Source organism: Pseudarthrobacter sp. PvP090, from assembly GCF_040547365.1.
Taxonomy (GTDB): Bacteria; Actinomycetota; Actinomycetes; order Actinomycetales; family Micrococcaceae; genus Arthrobacter.
In genome coordinates this window covers 18,817-36,496 of sequence record NZ_JBEPPO010000017.1, presented here as the reverse complement: position 1 = coordinate 36,496, position 17,680 = coordinate 18,817, and the positions used below count along the sequence as shown (strand labels likewise).

12 protein-coding genes are annotated in these 17,680 nt (G+C 69.6%); 5 read left to right on the top strand and 7 right to left on the bottom strand.

Annotated features, from left to right (window positions below):
* Positions 1-21: 21 nt before the first annotated feature.
* Positions 22-1,212 carry an Rv2578c family radical SAM protein gene (locus ABIC21_RS17815; RefSeq protein ID WP_354351712.1) on the bottom strand — a complete coding sequence of 397 codons (1,191 nt, stop codon included), beginning with the start codon at positions 1,210-1,212 and terminating at the stop codon, positions 22-24.
* Between the two features lie 148 nt (positions 1,213-1,360).
* Between ABIC21_RS17815 and pcp the strand changes: the two genes are divergently transcribed.
* Positions 1,361-2,002 carry a pyroglutamyl-peptidase I gene (gene pcp / locus ABIC21_RS17810; protein ID WP_354351711.1) on the top strand — a complete coding sequence of 214 codons (642 nt, stop codon included), beginning with the start codon at positions 1,361-1,363 and terminating at the stop codon, positions 2,000-2,002.
* 63 nt (positions 2,003-2,065) lie between these two features.
* On the opposite strand, the gene ABIC21_RS17805 is transcribed toward pcp, so the two are convergent.
* On the bottom strand, positions 2,066-2,704 hold the full coding sequence (locus ABIC21_RS17805; protein WP_354351710.1) for an SIMPL domain-containing protein: 639 nt from the start codon (positions 2,702-2,704) through the stop codon (positions 2,066-2,068).
* Position 2,705: 1 nt separating this feature from the next.
* The gene (locus ABIC21_RS17800; RefSeq protein WP_354351709.1) at positions 2,706-3,173 is read right to left on the bottom strand and encodes a hypothetical protein; all 468 of its coding nucleotides are present in this window, start codon (positions 3,171-3,173) and stop codon (positions 2,706-2,708) included.
* A 272-nt stretch (positions 3,174-3,445) separates the two neighbouring features.
* Between ABIC21_RS17800 and pheS the strand changes: the two genes are divergently transcribed.
* The 4 genes from pheS to ABIC21_RS17780 all read left to right on the top strand — a co-directional run bounded on the left by pheS (position 3,446) and on the right by ABIC21_RS17780 (position 9,601).
* Positions 3,446-4,507, top strand: coding sequence for a phenylalanine--tRNA ligase subunit alpha (pheS, locus tag ABIC21_RS17795; RefSeq protein WP_354351708.1), 1,062 nt, complete (start codon positions 3,446-3,448; stop codon positions 4,505-4,507).
* A gap of 2 nt (positions 4,508-4,509) precedes the next feature.
* Entirely contained in the window at positions 4,510-7,053 is a 2,544-nt protein-coding gene (gene pheT, locus ABIC21_RS17790) for a phenylalanine--tRNA ligase subunit beta (RefSeq protein ID WP_354351707.1), read from the top strand.
* A 398-nt stretch (positions 7,054-7,451) separates the two neighbouring features.
* Positions 7,452-7,766, top strand: a complete 315-nt coding sequence (locus ABIC21_RS17785) for a 4'-phosphopantetheinyl transferase family protein (RefSeq protein WP_354351706.1) — start codon at positions 7,452-7,454, stop codon at positions 7,764-7,766.
* Between the two features lie 299 nt (positions 7,767-8,065).
* Positions 8,066-9,601 (top strand): HNH endonuclease signature motif containing protein, encoded by a 1,536-nt coding sequence (locus ABIC21_RS17780; RefSeq protein WP_354351705.1) that lies wholly within the window; start codon positions 8,066-8,068, stop codon positions 9,599-9,601.
* A 46-nt stretch (positions 9,602-9,647) separates the two neighbouring features.
* On the opposite strand, the gene ABIC21_RS17775 is transcribed toward ABIC21_RS17780, so the two are convergent.
* The 4 genes from ABIC21_RS17775 to ABIC21_RS17760 form a co-directional block, all read right to left on the bottom strand.
* Positions 9,648-11,030 carry a M1 family metallopeptidase gene (locus ABIC21_RS17775; protein ID WP_354351704.1) on the bottom strand — a complete coding sequence of 461 codons (1,383 nt, stop codon included), beginning with the start codon at positions 11,028-11,030 and terminating at the stop codon, positions 9,648-9,650.
* A 45-nt stretch (positions 11,031-11,075) separates the two neighbouring features.
* Positions 11,076-14,999, bottom strand: a complete 3,924-nt coding sequence (locus ABIC21_RS17770) for a Pls/PosA family non-ribosomal peptide synthetase (protein ID WP_354351760.1) — start codon at positions 14,997-14,999, stop codon at positions 11,076-11,078.
* A 175-nt stretch (positions 15,000-15,174) separates the two neighbouring features.
* Positions 15,175-16,137: a quinone oxidoreductase family protein gene (locus ABIC21_RS17765; RefSeq protein ID WP_354351703.1), complete on the bottom strand. Its 963-nt coding sequence runs from the start codon at positions 16,135-16,137 to the stop codon at positions 15,175-15,177.
* 261 nt (positions 16,138-16,398) lie between these two features.
* On the bottom strand, positions 16,399-17,490 hold the full coding sequence (locus ABIC21_RS17760; RefSeq protein ID WP_354351702.1) for a fatty acid desaturase family protein: 1,092 nt from the start codon (positions 17,488-17,490) through the stop codon (positions 16,399-16,401).
* Positions 17,491-17,680 lie beyond the last annotated feature (190 nt).

Sequence of the window (17,680 nt, the reverse complement as noted above, 5' to 3'; positions counted from 1 at the left end):
AGACAACCCTCCGGAAACCGCCTAGAACAGGGTGGGCTGCCTGGCATTGGTTGCGGACCGCGCGCCGCCGGGGAGTGCTCCCGCCTCTGGGATGCTCCCGGCCGGGTATTGTGCTTCCTCGTCCCGGGGATCGCTGCTGCCGGGTTCGTCGTTGACGTCGCGGTGGCTGAAGCCCTGCGACCCGGAGAAACCATGGCGGGCCTTGAAGTAGCGGATGCGTCCGGACAGCCAGGCCCGGTACTCCGGGGAGGCGTAGGAGCCGGTGCCGTACAGCCGCCGGTACTTGCCGGCGAGCTGGGGATGTTCCCGCGCAATCCACTGCATGAACCATTCCCGGGTTCCGGGCTTGAGGTAGAGGGCCCCCGCCGTGACGCCGGTGGCACCCGCCGCGGCCAGGGAGCCGAACAGCGAATCCAGGGCGTCGTCGCTGTCCGAGAGCCACGGCAGGATGGGCATCGCCATCACCCCGCACGGCAGCCCCGCCTCCCGGAGCCGGGAGATCAGCTTGAGGCGCGCACGCGGACCGGGTGTGCCGGGCTCCACGGCTTCGGAGAGGCGCTCATCCGTCATCGCCAGCGAGATGCCCACGCCGACGGGCACCTGGGCGGCGGCGTGCTTCAGGAGCGGGATGTCACGGGCCAGCAGCGTGCCCTTGGTCAGGATCGACAGGGGCGTGCCGGAATCGGCCAGGGCCCCGATGATGCCCGGCATGAGCTGGTAGCGGCCCTCGGCCCGCTGGTAGGGGTCCGTGTTGGTCCCCAGGGCCACATGCTGCCGTCCCCAGGAGGGCTTGGCCAGTTCCCGGCGCAAGACCTCGGCGGCGTTGATCTTCACCACCACCTGGCTGTCGAAGTCCAGCCCGGCGTCGAAGTCGAGGTAGGTGTGGCTCTTCCGGGCGAAGCAGTACACGCACGCGTGGCTGCAGCCGCGGTAGGGGTTGATGGTCCACTCGAACGGCATCCGCGAACCGGCGGCCACTTTGTTGAGCACCGATTTGGCGGTGACCTCATGGAAAGTGACGCCGGCAAACTCGGGGGTGGTCACGGAACGCACGAGCCCGATCAGGGGGAGCAGGGCATCGGTGGCGGGGGACTGGCTGCGCCCGCCCGGTTGCCCGGGTGCGCCGTCACTGGGTGCGCCGTCGCTGGCGGACCCGGTTCCAGGGGCACTGTCTGCAAGCGCCGGTTTGAGTGCTTGTGCGTCCCATCTCATGGCTCCATTCGAATGTATGTTCGAGTTTAAGTCAAGGGCCCCGGCCGGTCACATGGGTATCCCGCCGCCCGTTCCGCCGGCCCTGCAGAATCCCGCCGGCCCCCGCCGGTCACTATTTGCCCTCCGGACGCCTTGTTAGGCTGGGGCGATGATTCTCCTGACAGGGTTCGAGCCGTTCGGCGGCGAGAGCACCAACCCGTCGTGGTCGGCCGCACGGGAGGCCGCGGCCCGGCTCCGCGCCGAGGGGCTCGATGCGCAGGCCGTGGAACTGCCCTGCGTCTTTGGGGATGCGGTCCGGGTGCTGGAAGCGGCGCTGGAGCAGTACCGCCCCGACGTGGTGATCTGTGCGGGCCAAGCCGGCGGGCGGCCCCGGATCTCACTGGAACGGATCGCGATCAACTGCGACGACGCCCGGATCCCGGACAATGCCGGCAACTCGCCCGTAGACCAGCCGGTGGTCACCGGGGGACCGGCCGCGTACTTCAGCTCCCTTCCGGTGAAGGCGGCGCTCGCGGCGCTCCTGGCGGCGGGGATCCCTGCCGAGGTCTCCCAGACAGCGGGCACCTATGTCTGCAACCACGTCTTCTACGGGCTGATGCACGCCCTCCGGCTGCGGCCCGGAACCCGCGGAGGCTTCGTCCACGTTCCCTACGAGCCCGCCCAGCTGCCGCCGGGGAGCACGGATCCGCCGCTGCCGCTGGAACAGCTGGCCGAGGCGCTCGCCGTCGTGGTCCGCAGCACCCTGGCGACCTCGGTGGACCTCAGGATCGCCGCCGGCGCCACGCACTAGCCGGTCCCGGGCCCTGCCGGTCCCGGACCCTGCTAGCCGCGGATGCTGGGGTCCCGCGGCGCCTCAGCCGAGCAGCTCCCACACGACGTTGACGGTGGCGCTGATGCTGGATTCGCCGGCCTCCACGGTGAGCGACTCCACTGCGGCGGCCCGCTGCATTTTCGCCACCGGGATTGGCGCCGGGTAACCAGTCTGCTGCGTGAGGGATACCACCTTGCCCAGCGAGGCCCCGGCGAGGGACGCGAAGTGGCCGGCTGTCGTGAGGGCGTCCTGCCAGGCAGCTTCCCGGGCCCGGGCGGTCACAATGGCGGGATCAGCGAAGCCGAGCTCCAGCCCGTTGAGCCGGACATCGTTTCCGCCGGCCGCCACCGCGGCGGCGATGACCTCCGACGACGCCCCCAGGTCCCTGATCCGGACGCTCAACACGCTCGAGGCCAGGTAGCCCGAGACAACCTGGCCCCGGCCCTCCTGCCAGTTCACTTCGGCACGGACATTGAGTCCCGACGTCGTGATGTCCGGATCCGCCACGCCGTACCCGCGAAGCGCCGCCGTGATGGCGGCAGAGACCCGGCCCGCCTCGCCGTAGGCAGTGCCGACGTCCTCCCGGCGGCACTCGACGCCGATCGAGAGGGTCAGCAGGTCCGGTGCGGCCTCCGCGCTGCCTGATCCGGTGACGGAGATGGTCCTGGGGCTGTCGCTCATGTCATGCCTCGTTCCGCTCGCGGGCCGCCGGGCCCGTCCTGCCGATGGTTGCCGCCTGGATCCGGTCGCCCGGCTCCGGGTAGCCGCCGGCCTGCAGCCCGGCGTGCCGTTCAAAGACGTTGCGCGTGCCGGGGTTGCCCGTCCGGGCCAGGGACCAGCCTGCCGCGAGGAAATACAGCGGCAGGAAGGGAAGGCCAAGGCACCAGGCGTACTGGGTGCAGTGGCGCTCCTCGTGCCCCAGCAGCACCGGGTCGGCCAGGGCTTGGGCGGGTCCGGCACGGAAGATCACCACGTTGCCGACAGTGAAGGCGCCTGCGAAGGGCAGCCGCCAGCGGTACCCGGTGGCGATCAGCAGCCCCCGCGGTCCGCGGCGGACGGGGGCGCGGGCACAGCCGGCCAGCAGCAACCCCAGGGGAGTTGTTGCATTGAGTAAATTGGCCAGCTGCCGCAGTCGTTGTCCCGGCGTCATGAGGCCATGGTAGCCGGGGACCCGCCTGCGGGATAAGCGCCTGGAAGGGATGGAAGTGCCGGAGAGCGGGGCCGGACGGACGGGACGAGCAGCAGCGCCGAAGGCCCGGGGGCACCGTCACGTTCGGGCACCTGAGCCCGTTCAACTAGACTGGTGGGGAGTGCCCGCCGGAGCGATTTTGGCGAGCCCTGCCCTTTGCCAACGCGCCGGTCCCTGCTCCTGTTGATGGTCCTGTGCGTTGGCATGAACCGACTCGTAGCTAAGAACAGTAGATGACTGAAACTTTGCCGGGCGCCGGCGTCCCGAATCCCCTGGATGAAGCCGCCATCACCGCCGCCGTAGACCAGGCCGTTGCCGCCATTGCCGCCGCCTCCACGCTCGATGAACTCAAGGCCGTGCGCCTCGCGCACACCGGGGAGAAGTCCGCGCTGAGCCTCGCCAACCGCGAAATCGGCGGGCTGCCGAAGGACCAGAAGGCCGCCGCCGGCAAGCTAATGGGCTCCTCCCGCGGACGCGTCAACAAGGCGCTCGCGGACCGCACGGCCGAGCTCGAAGCCGAGAACGACGCGCGCATCCTGGTCGAGGAGACAGTCGACGTCACGGCCGCCCCGCGCCGCCGTCGGGCCGGTGCACGCCACCCGCTGTCCACCCTGCAGGAACGCGTCGCGGACATCTTCGTCGGCATGGGCTGGGAGATCGCCGAAGGCCCCGAGGTCGAGTCCGAGTGGTTCAACTTCGACGCGCTGAACTTCAAGCCGGACCACCCCGCACGCGAAATGCAGGACACCTTCTTCGTGGAGCCGCCCGAGGCCCACCTGCTGATGCGCACTCACACCTCCCCGGTGCAGGTCCGCTCCATGCTGGAACGCGAACTGCCCATCTACGTGCTGTGCCCGGGGAAAGTCTTCCGCACCGATGAGCTCGACGCCACCCACACTCCGGTGTTCCACCAGTTCGAGGGCCTGGCCATCGACAAGAAGCTCAGCATGGCTGACCTCCGCGGCACCCTGGAGCACTTCGCGCGCCAGATGTTCGGCGACGAGGCCCAGATCCGGCTGCGTCCCAACTATTTCCCGTTCACCGAACCGTCCGCCGAGCTGGACATCTGGCACCCGGGCGCCAAGGGCGGCCCCAGCTGGATCGAATGGGGCGGCTGCGGCATGGTCAACCCCAACGTGCTCCGCGCCGCGGGCATCGATCCGGACATCTATTCAGGTTTTGCCTTCGGCATGGGCATCGAGCGGACCCTCATGTTCCGCAACGAGGTCGGCGACATGCGCGACATGATCGAAGGCGACGTACGTTTCAGCGAGCACTTCGGGATGGAGATCTAACAGTGCGTATCCCACTTTCCTGGCTGCGTGAATTCGCGCAGGTACCGGCCGGAGCAACGGCCGAAGACGTGATGGCCGAACTGGTCAAGGTCGGCTTTGAAGAAGAAGCAGTCCACCGGCCCACCGACACCCTCCAGGGCCCCATCGTGGTGGGCCAGGTCCTGAGCATCGTCAAGGAACCCCAGACCAACGGCAAAACCATCAACTGGTGCCAGGTCCGCGTGGTCCCCGAAGGGCAGCAGCAGAGCCTCACCGGCGAGGGCATCGACCCCTCCGGTGTCCAGGGCATCATCTGCGGCGCCCACAACTTCGTGGAAGACGACAAGGTGGTGGTCACCCTCCCCGGCGCCTTGCTGCCCGGCGACTTCCACATCTCCGCCCGGAAGACCTACGGCCACCTGTCCGCCGGCATGATCGCCTCCGTGCGCGAGCTCGGCATCGGCGAGGACCACGACGGCATCCTGGTGCTGTCCCGGATCGGGCTGGACCCGGAAATCGGCACCGACGCCATGGAGCTGCTCGGTCTCTACGACCAGGCCGCCGAAATCAACGTCACCCCGGACCGCGGCTACGCCTTCTCCATCCGCGGTGTGGCCCGCGAATACGCCCACGCCACCGGCACGTCCTTCACGGACCCGGCGTCGAAGGTCCAGGCACCCGCGCAACTCGCCGGCGGCTACGGCGTCAAACTCAATGACGACGCCCCGATCTACGGCAAGCCCGGCTGTGACCGCTTTGTGGCCCGCACCGTCCGCGGCGTCGACGCCACGAAGCCGACACCGCCGTGGATGACCTCCCGGCTGCGGCTTGCCGGCATCCGCTCCATCTCGCTGCCCGTGGACATTTCGAACTACGTCATGCTCGAACTCGGCCAGCCCACGCACTGCTACGACCTGGACACGCTGTCCGGCGACATCGTGGTCCGCCGTGCGGTGGCCGGGGAAAAGATCACCACCCTGGACGCCAAGGAACGCGCGCTCGACGTCGAGGACCTCCTCATCACCGACGGTTCCGGTGCGATCGGCATTGCCGGCGTGATGGGCGGCGCCGCCACCGAGGTGTCCGACTCCACCACGAACGTCCTCGTTGAGGCAGCGCACTTCGACGAAGTGTCCATCGCCCGCTCCCGCCGCCGCCACAAGCTCCCGTCCGAGGCGTCCAAGCGCTTCGAACGCGGCGTCGACTGGCAGGTAGCCGGCGTGGCCGCCCAGCGCGTCGTCGACCTCCTGGTCGAGCTCGCCGGCGGCACCGCCGTGGCCGAGGGGACCGACGTCGGCACCGCACCGGACGCCGTCACCGTCGAACTGCCCGCTGCCTTCGCCGCGGAACGGATCGGCATCGACTTCACCGAGGACCAGATCCTCACCTCGCTCGAGGACCTGGGCGCCGTCGTCGCGAAGAACGACGGCGGGTACCTTGTGACCGCCCCGAGCTGGCGGAACGACCTGGAAACCAAGGAAGACCTTTCCGAGGAGATCGCACGGCTGGTCGGCTATGACCAGATCCCGGCGTCCCTGCCGGTGGCGCCGCCGGGCCGCGGGCTGACCCGCGTCCAGCAGCAGCGCCGGCGCCTGCTCCAGGCCCTGGCGGCGTCCGGCCTCACCGAGGTCCTCGCCTACCCGTTCGTCTCCAAGGCCGCCAATGACACCTTCGGCGTGTCCACGGAAGGATCGCCGCGGAAGGCTCTCAAGCTCGCCAACCCGATCAGCGAGGAGCAGGGCTACCTGCGCACCTCGATCCTGCCGGGCCTGATCGAGGTCGCCAAGCGCAACCACTCACGCGGCTTCCGCGACCTGGCACTGTTCGAAGCCGGCCTGGTGTTCCTGCCGGGCGACACCCTCGGCACTGCCTCGATCCCGCCGCTTGGCGTCAGGCCCAGCGACGAGGTCCTGGACGGCCTGTACGACGGCGTCCCCGACCAGCCGCTCTACCTCGCCGCCGTGCTCACCGGACACGACTCACCGGCCGCCGCCGGCCACGCGCCCCGGGCTTGGGACTGGGCGGATGCCCTGGACATCGCCCGGATCGCCGGCGACGTGCTCGGCGTCGAGATCGTCATCAGCCAGGGCCAGCACCAGGCCTTCCACCCGGGACGGACAGCGCAGCTGGCGCTCCGCACCGGTGAGGTCCTCGGCCACGCCGGCGAGCTGCACCCGAAGCTGCTGGCCGCCCACGACATGCCCGCACGGTCCGTGGCGCTCGAATTCAACGCGGACGCCCTCTTCGAGGCCGCCGCCGACGTGATCGTCGCCCGGCACATCTCCACCTACCCGGTGGCCACCCAGGACGTCGCCCTGGTGGTGCCGCAGGAGGTTCCGGCGGACGAGGTGCTGAGCGCCCTGCGCGAAGGCGCGGGGGAGCTGCTTGAGGACGTGGCACTCTTTGACGTGTACGCGGGCAAGGGCATCGAGGACGGCAAGAAGTCGCTGGCCTTCAGCCTGCGCTTCCGGGCCGATGACCGCACGCTGACCGCCGACGAGGCGTCCGCTGCCCGCGAGGGCGCCGTGGCAGTCGCCCACGAGCGTTTCGGAGCAGTCCAACGCTGAAGGACGAGGAGCACGGGGAGAACGGGGGCACTCTCACCGTAGCCGGAATCACCGTCCGGTCCGTTCGTCTTGCCGACGTCGGGCCGGACGGTGAGGACTTCCTTGACCCGGCGGAACGCGCTCGTGCCGCCGGCATCACGGACCTGGCAACCCGGCGGGAATTCCTGGCTGGCCGGATCGCGCTGCGGGAGTTCGCTGCCGGGATCCTGGCAGTACGCCCCGGTGAACTGACGGCCGCCTATGCCTGCCCGGATCACGGAACAGGCCCGGAGATTGACCACGGCCGGCCCGGCTACCGGATCGGCCAGGTCCCCGCCGGCCTGGGCCTGAGCCTGTCCCGCAGCAACGGCTGGGCGCTGCTGGCCGCTGGTCCGGCCGGTCCCGCCCGTCCCGACGGGGTGGCGATCGGCGTCGACCTGGAACACAGCGCCGGCGTGATGTTCCCAGGGTTCGACGACGTCGCCCTCACCCCAGCGGAGCGGCAGCTCCTCGCCGCCCTGGCGCCGGACCAGGCCACGCTCTGGCGGACAGCCGCCTGGGCCCGCAAGGAAGCCCTACTGAAGGCCCGCGGCACAGGACTGCGCACTGAGCCGGCCTCCGTCGAGGCCTATGCGGAGCACGGGGACGGCACTGTCCTCGTCGACCTGGACACTGTTGCCTTGGGTCTGCCCGCGGGCTTTGCCGCCGCGCTGGCGGTGTTTGGCGCTCAATAGCAGCTGCCGCCAATTTGGCAGCCAGCCAATCCGCGCGGCCCTTAATTGTCTTAGCCTCCTGATTTGATGGGGGTATGGAAAGCACGGAATGGAGTGTGGAGGCCAGGGAGGCCCTGGCGGCCGTCGCTGCGTTGACTGCGGCACTGGATTCCGTCGCCGGGGCCGGCGCTGGCCGCGCTGATCCGGACGGGGCTGATAGTGCTGGTCCGTCCGGTTCTGGCCGCGTGGATCTGTCCGGTTCTGATCAGACTGGTCCGTCCGGTTCTGGTCAGACGGGTCCTTCTCCCGGTGCTGGTTACATGGGTCCGTCCGGGGCCGGCCCGTTGTGGGACGATCCGTTGCAGGATCTGGCGGACGATTGCCTGGACGGCCTGTCCGACATGGCCGGGGTGGAGGCGCGGTTTGCTGCGTTGAAGGTGCTGCTGGCGGCGGCCTATGTGCGGGCCACCCACGCCCTGGCCGCGCCGCCGGTGGCCCTGCAGGACGCCAGGTGCCAGGAGATGGCGGTGACTGCAGAGGTCGCGTGTGTCCTGACGGTGGGAGCGGGGACCGCCGGGGCGTTTCTGGGCGACTGTCTGGCCCTGACGAACCGTTTGCCGCTGACCCTGGCGGCGCTGGGTGCCGGGACGATCTCCTGGGCGCACGCCCGGGTCATGGTGGATGAAACCGCGAACCTGGATTCGGCCGGGGCGGCCGCGCTGGAGGCGCACTTCCTGGACCCCGACGCCCCGAACCCGGCCCGGGGGTGCCCGGCCGGGGACCTGGTCCCGTACCGGTTCCGCTCGAAAGTGCGCTCGTGGCGGGAGCGCCACCACCCGGACAGCATCGAGAAACGCCACACCAGAAGCGCGAAGGACCGGCGGGTCGAGTTCCGCCCGGACTCTGACGGGATGGCCTGGTTTTCGGCGTACCTGCCGGCGGATACCGCCGCGGGGATCTGGGACCGGACCACCGTTGCCGCCCGGGCCCTGCAGGGCCCGGGCGAGGCACGCACCCTGACCCAGCTTCGCGCCGACATCGCCGCCACCTTGCTCCTGAACGCGGGTACCGACGGCAACGGCAACGGCCTTGCCGGGGATGTGCCGGTCCCGCGCGCACAGGTCCTCATCACCGTCCCCGTACTCTCCCTCCTCGGCGCCACGGACGAACCGGCGATGCTCGACGGATATGGTCCGATCCCGCCCTCCATGGCCCGCCGGCTGGTCGCCGACGGCGCCGGCTCGTTCCACCGGGTCCTGGTCGATCCCCGGGACGGTGCGCCGCTGGAAATCGGCCGGGCCAGTTACCGCCTCACGAAGACGATGCGCCAATGGCTCCGGCTCCGCGACGGCCGGTGCCCGTTTCCCGGCTGCAACAACCCGTCCCTGGACAACGACGCCGACCATCTTCTGGCCTGGGCCGACGGAGGCACCACCGGGATCACCAACCTCGGCCAGCCGTGCCGCAAACACCACCGCCTCAAACATAATTCAGCCTGGACACCGAGCGGGGCCAGCAAAGACAAACCGCCAGGCTGGACTTCCCCCTCAGGGCGCTACTATCCCAGCGAACAGCAGGACTGGGAACCACCCCACTGGCCACCCGGCATCCTGGCCGCCGAGACGCTCCCGGACACACTGATGGATTCAGGCCTGCCCGCGTATCCAGGCTGGGATCCCGACCTGGACCTGCCGCCGGACCCCGACCGGGATCCCAACCTGGAACTTCCCCCGGACCCCTTCGCGGACTGGCACGAATTTCTGTCCGGGCACCCATGGCCCGCAGCAGACACGGACCGTCCGGGCTGGCCGGCGCCTCCGGATGGACCATACCCGGAAGACGTCCTGATCCAATGAGCCTGAACGGGTACGTTGCACGGCACCCGTCATTTCGTGACATGCCCTAGCTGAGCGGCAGTGGCGGCAGGGCCTCCTGGTACAGCCACGGGTGCAGCAGCGACTCGGTGTCGAGGCCTGTCGCGTGGTCCGCGGTGAGGATGAACTGTGGCGTCGAGACGGAGCCATGCCGGTTCTGGCTGGCCCATTCATGCAGCAGGGAGAAGAACGCCAGGTCGCCGCAGCGCAGGCGCAGTGCATGCAGCGCCAGGGCGCCGCGCTTGTACACGCGGTCATCGAACATGAGCTCCGGACCGGGATCGCCCACGAGCAGGTCCTGTTTGCCGGCACTCAGCTTCCGCCACGCGCTGGCGGCCCGACGGGCCACGGTCATGACGCCGGCCTCTTCGGACCAGATCCATTCCGCGTAGCAGGCAAATCCCTCGTGCAGCCAGATGTCCTTCCACGAGGCCGCCGTCAGCGAATTGCCAAACCACTGGTGGGACAACTCGTGGGCGATGAGCCGCTGGGAGTCCCAGTCGTGCTCGAGGTGGTTGGGGCCGAAGATGGACAGGCCCTGGGCCTCCAGCGGGATTTCCAGCTCGTCGCCCGCCACCACGACCGTGTACTCGGCGAACGGGTACGGGCCGAAGCAGTCGATGAAGGTGCGCATCATCTCGGGCTGCCTTGCGAGCCCCGAACGGGCCGCATCGGCCAGCGCCGACGGAACGGCCGCGTACTGGGGGACCTGCGCCGCCGAACTGACGGGGTTGAGGGTCAGGAGCTCGTAGCGGCCGATCTGGACCGTGGCGAGGTATGTGGCCATGGGTTCGGACTGCTCGTAGACCCAGGTCTCGCGGCTGGACCGGCTGGTGCGGGCGATGAGGATCCCGTTGCACACGGCCCGGTAGTTCGCATCCGTGGTCACCGAAATCCGGTAACTGGCCTTGTCCAGCGGGTGGTCGTTGCACGGGAACCAGGATGGCGCGCCGTTCGGCTGGCCCGCCACGAGTACGCCGTCGGTCAGTTCCTCCCAGCCCACTTCGCCCCATAGCCCGCGGCGGGGGGTGGGGTTGCCCTCGTAGCGGATGTCGAGGGTGAACTCCTCACCCGGCAGGAGACCGGCCTCCGGGACGACGACGAGCTGGTCGGCACGCTGGCTGAACTTCCGCACCCTCCGCCCGCTGAGTTGAATCTTGGTTGCCCGGAGCCCGGTCAGGTCCAGCACAATGGCCGACGTCGGGCGTTGCGTCACGGCATGCACCACCGCCCGTCCCGTCAGGCGGTTGCTGCTGAGCTTGTAGTCCAGCTCAAGTTCATAGCGGGTCACCCGGTAGGCATCCGTGCCATGACCCGGCAGGTACGGATCGGGGGAACCGGCCGCTTCGTCCGCGGGCAGGCCGCTGCCGGCCCCCGCTGGGGCAGCGGAACTCAGGGGACTGGAACTCATCAAACCGGCTTTCGGGATTGCAGGTGCGGAACGTACGGCGCGGGGCTACTTCGGCTTGGGGGCCGGCACCGCCGGCCCGCCCCACGGGCTCACCGGATTCCCCATCCAGTAGCTCGCGGCGGGCACCGTCTCGCCCCGCATCACTAGGGATGCCGGGCCCACGGTGCCGCCCTTGCCAATCCGGGCCTGCGGGAGGATGACTCCGTGCGGTCCCATCGTTGCCCCGTCATCGAGCGTAACAGTGTCGATGCTCATGACGCGGTCGTGGAACAGATGGGTCTGGACTACGCAGCCGCGGTTGACCGTGGAGTTCCGGCCCAGGGTCACAAGGTCCGCTTCGGGAAGCCAGTAGCTTTCGCACCACGTGCCGGCGCCGATCCGTGCGCCGAGGGCCCGCAGCCACCAGACCAGGGCCGGGGTCCCGGTGGCCGAGCGCGCGAACCAGGGCGCGCTGACCATTTCGATGAAGGTGTCCACGACCTCATTGCGCCAGATGAAGGAGCTCCACAGCGGATGCTCGCCGGGGCGGATCCTCCCCACCAGCAGCCACTTCGCGACGACGGCGCTGCCCGCGGCCGCGGCGCCGGCGAGCAGGATCACGACTCCGCCCAGTAGTGCCGCGATGCCGTAATTGAAGACCGTGGCAAGCCAGTCGAAGGCGATGAGGACGGCGGCGGCGACTGCGACCGTCGCCACGACGGGGACAAAGCGGCACAGCTCCCACAGCGCCCGGGCGATCTTGAGCTTCAGCGGCGGCTCGTACGTCCTCGTGTCGTCGGAGGCGATGGCGGTGCGGCGGAGCCGGACCGGCGGGCTGCCCAGCCAGGACGTCCCGGACTTCGCCTTTGCGGGAGTTGCCGAGAGCACTGCTACGAGGGAGTTCTTGGGCACGTTGCGGCCGGCCGCGGTCATCCCGGAGTTTCCCAGGAAGGAGCGTTTGCCGATCTTGGCGGGGGCGATCCGCATCCAGCCGCCGTCGAGCTCATAGGAGGCCACCATCGTGTCGTCGGCCAGGAAGGCGCCTTCGCCCACGGTGGTCATCTTGGGGATCAGCAGGACCGTGGAGGCCTCCACGTTCTTGCCGATCCTGGCGCCCAGCAGGCGCAGCCAGACGGGCGTGAAGAGGCTGGCGTAGATGGGGAAGAGCAGGTCCCGGGCCAGATCCAGGACCCGTTCGGTGGCCCAGACCTGCCAGCCGATCCTGCTGCGCACCCGGTAATAGCCTTCGGCCAGCCCCACGCCGAGGAGGCGGGTGGTGAGGAGGATCAGCACGAGGTTGGACAGGAACCAGACCAGGGCCGCCGGCGGCAGGGACAGCAGGAGCTGCGGCAGCGCGGCGGACAGCGAGGCGCTGCCCCGGATAAAGCCAAAGACCACGAGGGCCGCGGCGGCGGCGGACACATAGGGGATCAGAGCCAGGACGGCAGAGGCGGTGGCGAAGCCGGCAAACCAGAGCCGGCCGATCAGCCGGTGCTCCGGGGGAGTCTCCGGCCAGGAGTGTTTGGCCTTGCCGCGCCGCTCGGCGGGGGACCCGGCGACGAGCTGCCCGGACTTCACCTTGCCCAGCACGGCCGAACCGGCTTCCACCCGGGCCCCGGCGCCGATCGTGGCGCCGGGCATCAGCGTACTGCGGGCACCGACCGTTGCGCCGGGCCCGATACGGATGGCGCCGATGTGGACGATGTCGCCATCGATCCACCATCCGGACAGATCGACCTCGGGCTCGACGTTGCAGCCGCTGCCGAGCGAGAGTAGGCCGGTGACGGGCGGCAGCGAGTGGAGCTGGACGTCGTCGCCGATCTTCGCCCCGAGGGCCCGGGCGTAGTACGGCACCCAGGGGGCGCTGGCCAGGCTCACCGCGCCGGCCAGGTCCTGGATCTGTTCGGCCAGCCACAGGCGCAGGTGCACCCGGCCGGACCGCGGGTACGTTCCCGGCACCACCTTGCGCAGCAGGAGCCGTGCGGCGGCGATGGAGATCAGCATCCGGCCCGCAGGGCTGACGAAGACGAGCCACGAGGCGCCCACCCACCACCAGGACACCGTGGGCGCCGCCGTGAAGCCGGCAAAGGATGCCAGCAGGTTGTTCGCCGCCATCAGGTACGTCAGCCAGCGCATCCCGACAAGGATGTGCAGCGGAACGCCCATCAGGGTCTGGAAGACCTGTGACCTGCGGGCAGTGCGCCGGACCGTGCGTTCCGGGGCCGGGCCCGCCCCGCCCTCGGGCAGGGACTGCCGCGCGGCGTCGATAAGCGCCCCGACCCGGGGAGTGGCGTAGATGTCGGCCACGGTGATGGTGGGGTAGCGCACGCGGAGGGCGGAGACGAGCTGCGCGGCGGCAAGGGACCCGCCGCCGTAGGCGAAGAAGTCGGCGTCCAGGGTGGACACGGCGCTGCCGAGCACCGCACTCCACTGTTCCACGATCCAGGTTGCATCGTCCGGGAGGTTCAACGGGGCCGCTGCGGCGTCGGCGGCGCCGGCCCCCGCCAGCGGCCACGGCAGGGCGTGCCGGTCGACTTTGCCGCTGGTCTTGGTGGGCAGTGAATCGACCACGGTCAGCAGCGGGATCAGGGGAGCCGGCAGGCTTTCGCCGAGGAGCTCCCGGGCGGCCGCCAGATCGAGATCCTGCCCGCCGGCGGGGGACAGGTAACCGACGAGGATCTGGTTTCCGGCCGCCGTCGTCTGCACCGTGGCGGCCGCGCCGGCCACATCCGGCAGCGCCTGCAGGGCGGCGTCGATCTCGCCCAGTTCGATCCGGCGCCCGCCCAGCTTGACCTGTTCGTCGGCGCGGCCCTGGAAGATGAGCCCCGCGGCCTCGTAGCGGACCAGGTCGCCGGAGCGGTAGGCGCGCGTCCAGCCGAGCGAGGGCATGGGGGCATATTTCTCGGCGTCCTTGGCCGGGTCGAGATACCGGGCCAGGCCGACGCCGCCGATGATCAGTTCGCCGATTTCTCCTTCTGCGACGGGCAGGGAGTCGGCGTCCACGACGGCGAGGTCCCAGCCGTCCAGCGGCAGGCCGATCCGGACCGGTCCGGGACCGCCCAGCGGCGCGGCGCAGGCGACGACGGTGGCCTCGGTGGGGCCGTAGGTGTTCCAGACCTCGCGGCCTTCGACGGCGAGGCGCTCGGCGAGGTCCGGCGGGCACGCCTCACCGCCGAAAATCAACAGGCGGACGCTCTCCAGGGACTCCACCGGCCAGAGCGCGGCGAGGGTCGGAACGGTGGAAACGACGGTGATGCCGTGGCTGATCAGCCAGGGGCCGAGGTCCATGCCGGTCCGGACCAGGGCGCGCGGTGCCGGGACCAGGCAGGCGCCGTGCCGCCAGGCCAGCCACATTTCCTCGCAGGAGGCGTCGAAGGCCACCGACAGACCGGCCAGGACCCGGTCCTGCGGGCCGACGGGTTCGTCCTGGAGGAAGATCCGGGCCTCGGCGTCGACGAAGGCCGCCGCGGAGCGGTGCTGCACGGCGACGCCTTTGGGGGTTCCGGTGGAGCCGGACGTGAAGATGACCCAGGCGTCGTCGTCCGGGCCGGGCAGCCGCGGGGCCGGGAACGGGCGGGGCCGGGAACCCTCCGTCACAATCTCCCCGGCGCCGCGTAACATGCCGGCGACCCGGGCTTCGCCGAACACCAGCTTGGCGCGCTCTTCGGGGTCGTCGGCGTCCACCGGGACATAGGCTGCCCCGATAAGGAGCACAGCCAGAATGGCGATGTAGAGCTGGTTGGTGCCGGAGGGAATCCGGACGCCGATTTTGTCCCCGGCACCCAGCCCTGCGCGGTGCAGCTCCCGCGCTTTGGCCCGGACCGCCGTCAGCAGCTGGGCATAACTGAGCGATTGGTGGCCGTCGTCGAGGGCGGAGGCATCCGGGAAGCGCCTGGCCGTGTCCTGCAGAATGTCGACGAGTGTCCGCTCCGGCGGTGCGGCCAGCGACCCTGGAAGTTGCGCCTGGAAGTCCGGGCTGACGGTGGCCAGCGCCCTCGGAAGGTCGCTGCGTGGGGGTTGCTGTTGTGGCTCAGTCACAGGGGGATCGTCTCCGGCCTAGATGTACGGAAGGTGTCCGGCTTCGCTTTGTGTTAATACTCCGCCTCCGGCTGGTCGTTCGCACGCTATTTCCCCGGTGTGGTTGCTCCTGCCGGGGAAATGGGGACTATGGGACCAGGATGACCTTGCCGGTGGTGCGCCGCTGCTCCAGGTCATCGTGGGCCTGGGCCGCTTCGGCCAGGTCGTAGCGGGCGCCGATCCGGACGGTGAGGCTTCCGTCGGCCACCGCTGCGAAGAGTTCGTCCGAGCGCCAGCGGCGTTCCTGGGCGTTGCGCAGGAAATGGCCAATCGTCGGCCGGGTCAGGTACAGCGAGCCCCCGGCGTTGAGCCGCTGCGGGTCGAAGGGCGGCACCGGCCCGGAAGCGGCACCGAAGAGCACGAGCGTGCCGCGGACGCGCAGGGCGGCGAGGGATCCGTCGAAGGTGTCCTTCCCGACGCCGTCATACACCACGTCCGCGCCGGCCCCGTCGGTCAGTTCACGCACCCTGGCAGCGAAGCCGTCGTAGCGCAGCACATGGTCGGCGCCGGCCTCGCGGGCCAGCTGCTCCTTGTCGTCGGTGGAGACAGTGGTGATGACGCGCGCGCCCCTGGCCTTGAGCAGCTGGATCAGCAGGAGTCCGACGCCGCCGGCTCCGGCGTGCAGCAGCACGGTGTGCCCCGGCTCGACCTTGAAGGAGGAATTGATCAGGTAGTGCGCAGTGATCCCCTGCAGCGGCAGGGCAGCGGCCGTGAAGTCATCCACGCCCCGCGGGACCGGCAGCGCCTTGTCCTCATCGATCAGGGCGTAGCCGGCATAGCAGTTGACGCCTTCAGCCGTGGCCACCCGGTCGCCCGCGGAGAACCCGGTCACGCCGTCGCCGAGTTCCTCCACGGTGCCCGAGGCCTCCGAACCGGGGGTGAAGGGGTAGCCCACTTTGTAGCTGCCGCTGCGTTTGTATGTGTCGATGAAGTTCACGCCGACGGCGGCGACCTTCACCAGCAGCTGGCCGGGACCCGGAACCGGGCGCTCCACCTGGGCGAGCGTGAGGACCTCGGGGCCCCCTGCCTCGCGGGCGACGATTGCGTGCATCCTGAGTCTCCTTGCCTGCGCAGGAAAATCCGCCGTGGATCTCCGGGCTGAGATTCCGGCCGAATTTTCCGGACTGAATATTTCCGGGATGTATCCCGGGCTGAGTACTGCCGGGCCCGGCGTTCCTGGCCCGCATCCTGCACCCATCCTAGGGACACCGGCGCCAACGACGAAGTGAGGGCCGGTATCCGGCCGTCACTTCGGGTCAAACAGGAAAATCAGGGCCTTGGGCGGGAGGCCTCCGCGGAACCGCGCTGCCGCTCAGTAGCGGCGGGTAACGGTTGCCATCGGGCACTCGAAGTGGCGTCCGGCGGAGAGGCCGACGTCGTTGAGGTAGCGGACGATGATGCCGTAGGACTGCATCAGCGTGGTTTCGGTGTAGGGAACCTGGTGCTTCGCGCAGAATTCGCGGACGATCACGGCGGCCTTGTCGAGCTGCGGCCGGGCCATGTCCGGGAAGAGGTGGTGCTCGGCCTGGCGGTTGAGGCCGCCGAGCAGGATGTCCATGAAGCGGCCGCCGGAGATGTTCCGGGACGTCAGGACCTGGCGGCTGAAGAAGTCCACGCGGCTGTCGGCCGGCAGGACCGGCATGCCCTTGTGGTTCGGGGCGAAGGAGGCCCCCATGTAGAACCCAAAAACGGCGAGCTGGACCGCGATGAACGCGAGCGCCATGCCCCACGGCAGGAAGGTGAAGGCGAGCACGGGGAGCAGGCTCAGGCGGACCACGAGGATCGGGATCTCAACCCAGCGGTGCGTGACCTTGGCCCGCTGGAAGATGAACTTGATCGAATCGATCTGCAGGCCCAGGCCCACGAGGAACAGCAGCGGGAAGAAGAACCAGCCCTGCTTGCGGGTGAGGAAGGAGAACCGTCCCTGCCTGGTGGCGGCGGCTTCCGGGAAGAAGGCGATGGCGCCGGTGGCGATGTCCGGGTCCTTTGAGATGACATTCGGGTGGTTGTGGTGTGCTCCGTGCTTCTGCTCCCACCACGAGTAGCTGATCCCGGCGACCGAGGTGGCCAGCAGCCGTGCCGCCCAGTCATTGGCGCGGCGGGAGGCGAAGATCTGGCGGTGTCCGGCCTCGTGGGCCAGGAAGCTCAACTGGGTGCAGAGGATGCCCAGGGCTGCGGCGATGAGGAGCTGGAACCAGCTGTCGCCGATCAGGGCGAAGCCGAACCAGGTGGCCGTCATGAGGAGGACCAGCACGGAGAACACCGTGATGTAGAAGCCGACGCGGCGTTCCAGCAGGCCTGCGGCCTTGACGGTCTTCAGGAGTTCCGAATAGCTCAGGACGACGGCGTTGGGCTGGCGGACGCGCGATTTCGGTCGCTCCGGCGTAGCAGTGGTGGGGGTCATGGAGCGCGTGCCTCGTAACTGTTACGGGCAACGCTGCATCCGACATTCGGACCGCACGGTCTGGATCACCCTTTACCAAGCATACGCCGCCGGACTACACTGCCCTCCCGGATCCGAACGACCGGCCGCTTGCGGAGGGCCCGTCCGAGGGCCGGGCGGTGGGCCCGACGGGGTCTTTCGGGCTCTCGCC

Excerpts from the sequence above, each read along its gene's own strand:
- ABIC21_RS17760 (WP_354351702.1), bottom strand. The coding sequence starts at position 17,490 with ATGACCCCCACCACTGCTACGCCGGAGCGACCGAAATCGCGCGTCCGC.
- pcp (WP_354351711.1), top strand. The coding sequence starts at position 1,361 with ATGATTCTCCTGACAGGGTTCGAGCCGTTCGGCGGCGAGAGCACCAAC.
- pheS (WP_354351708.1), top strand. The coding sequence starts at position 3,446 with ATGACTGAAACTTTGCCGGGCGCCGGCGTCCCGAATCCCCTGGATGAA.
- ABIC21_RS17815 (WP_354351712.1), bottom strand. The coding sequence starts at position 1,212 with ATGAGATGGGACGCACAAGCACTCAAACCGGCGCTTGCAGACAGTGCC.
- ABIC21_RS17775 (WP_354351704.1), bottom strand. The coding sequence starts at position 11,030 with ATGAGTTCCAGTCCCCTGAGTTCCGCTGCCCCAGCGGGGGCCGGCAGC.
- ABIC21_RS17765 (WP_354351703.1), bottom strand. The coding sequence starts at position 16,137 with ATGCACGCAATCGTCGCCCGCGAGGCAGGGGGCCCCGAGGTCCTCACG.
- ABIC21_RS17805 (WP_354351710.1), bottom strand. The coding sequence starts at position 2,704 with ATGAGCGACAGCCCCAGGACCATCTCCGTCACCGGATCAGGCAGCGCG.
- ABIC21_RS17780 (WP_354351705.1), top strand. The coding sequence starts at position 8,066 with ATGGGTCCGTCCGGGGCCGGCCCGTTGTGGGACGATCCGTTGCAGGAT.
- ABIC21_RS17800 (WP_354351709.1), bottom strand. The coding sequence starts at position 3,173 with ATGACGCCGGGACAACGACTGCGGCAGCTGGCCAATTTACTCAATGCA.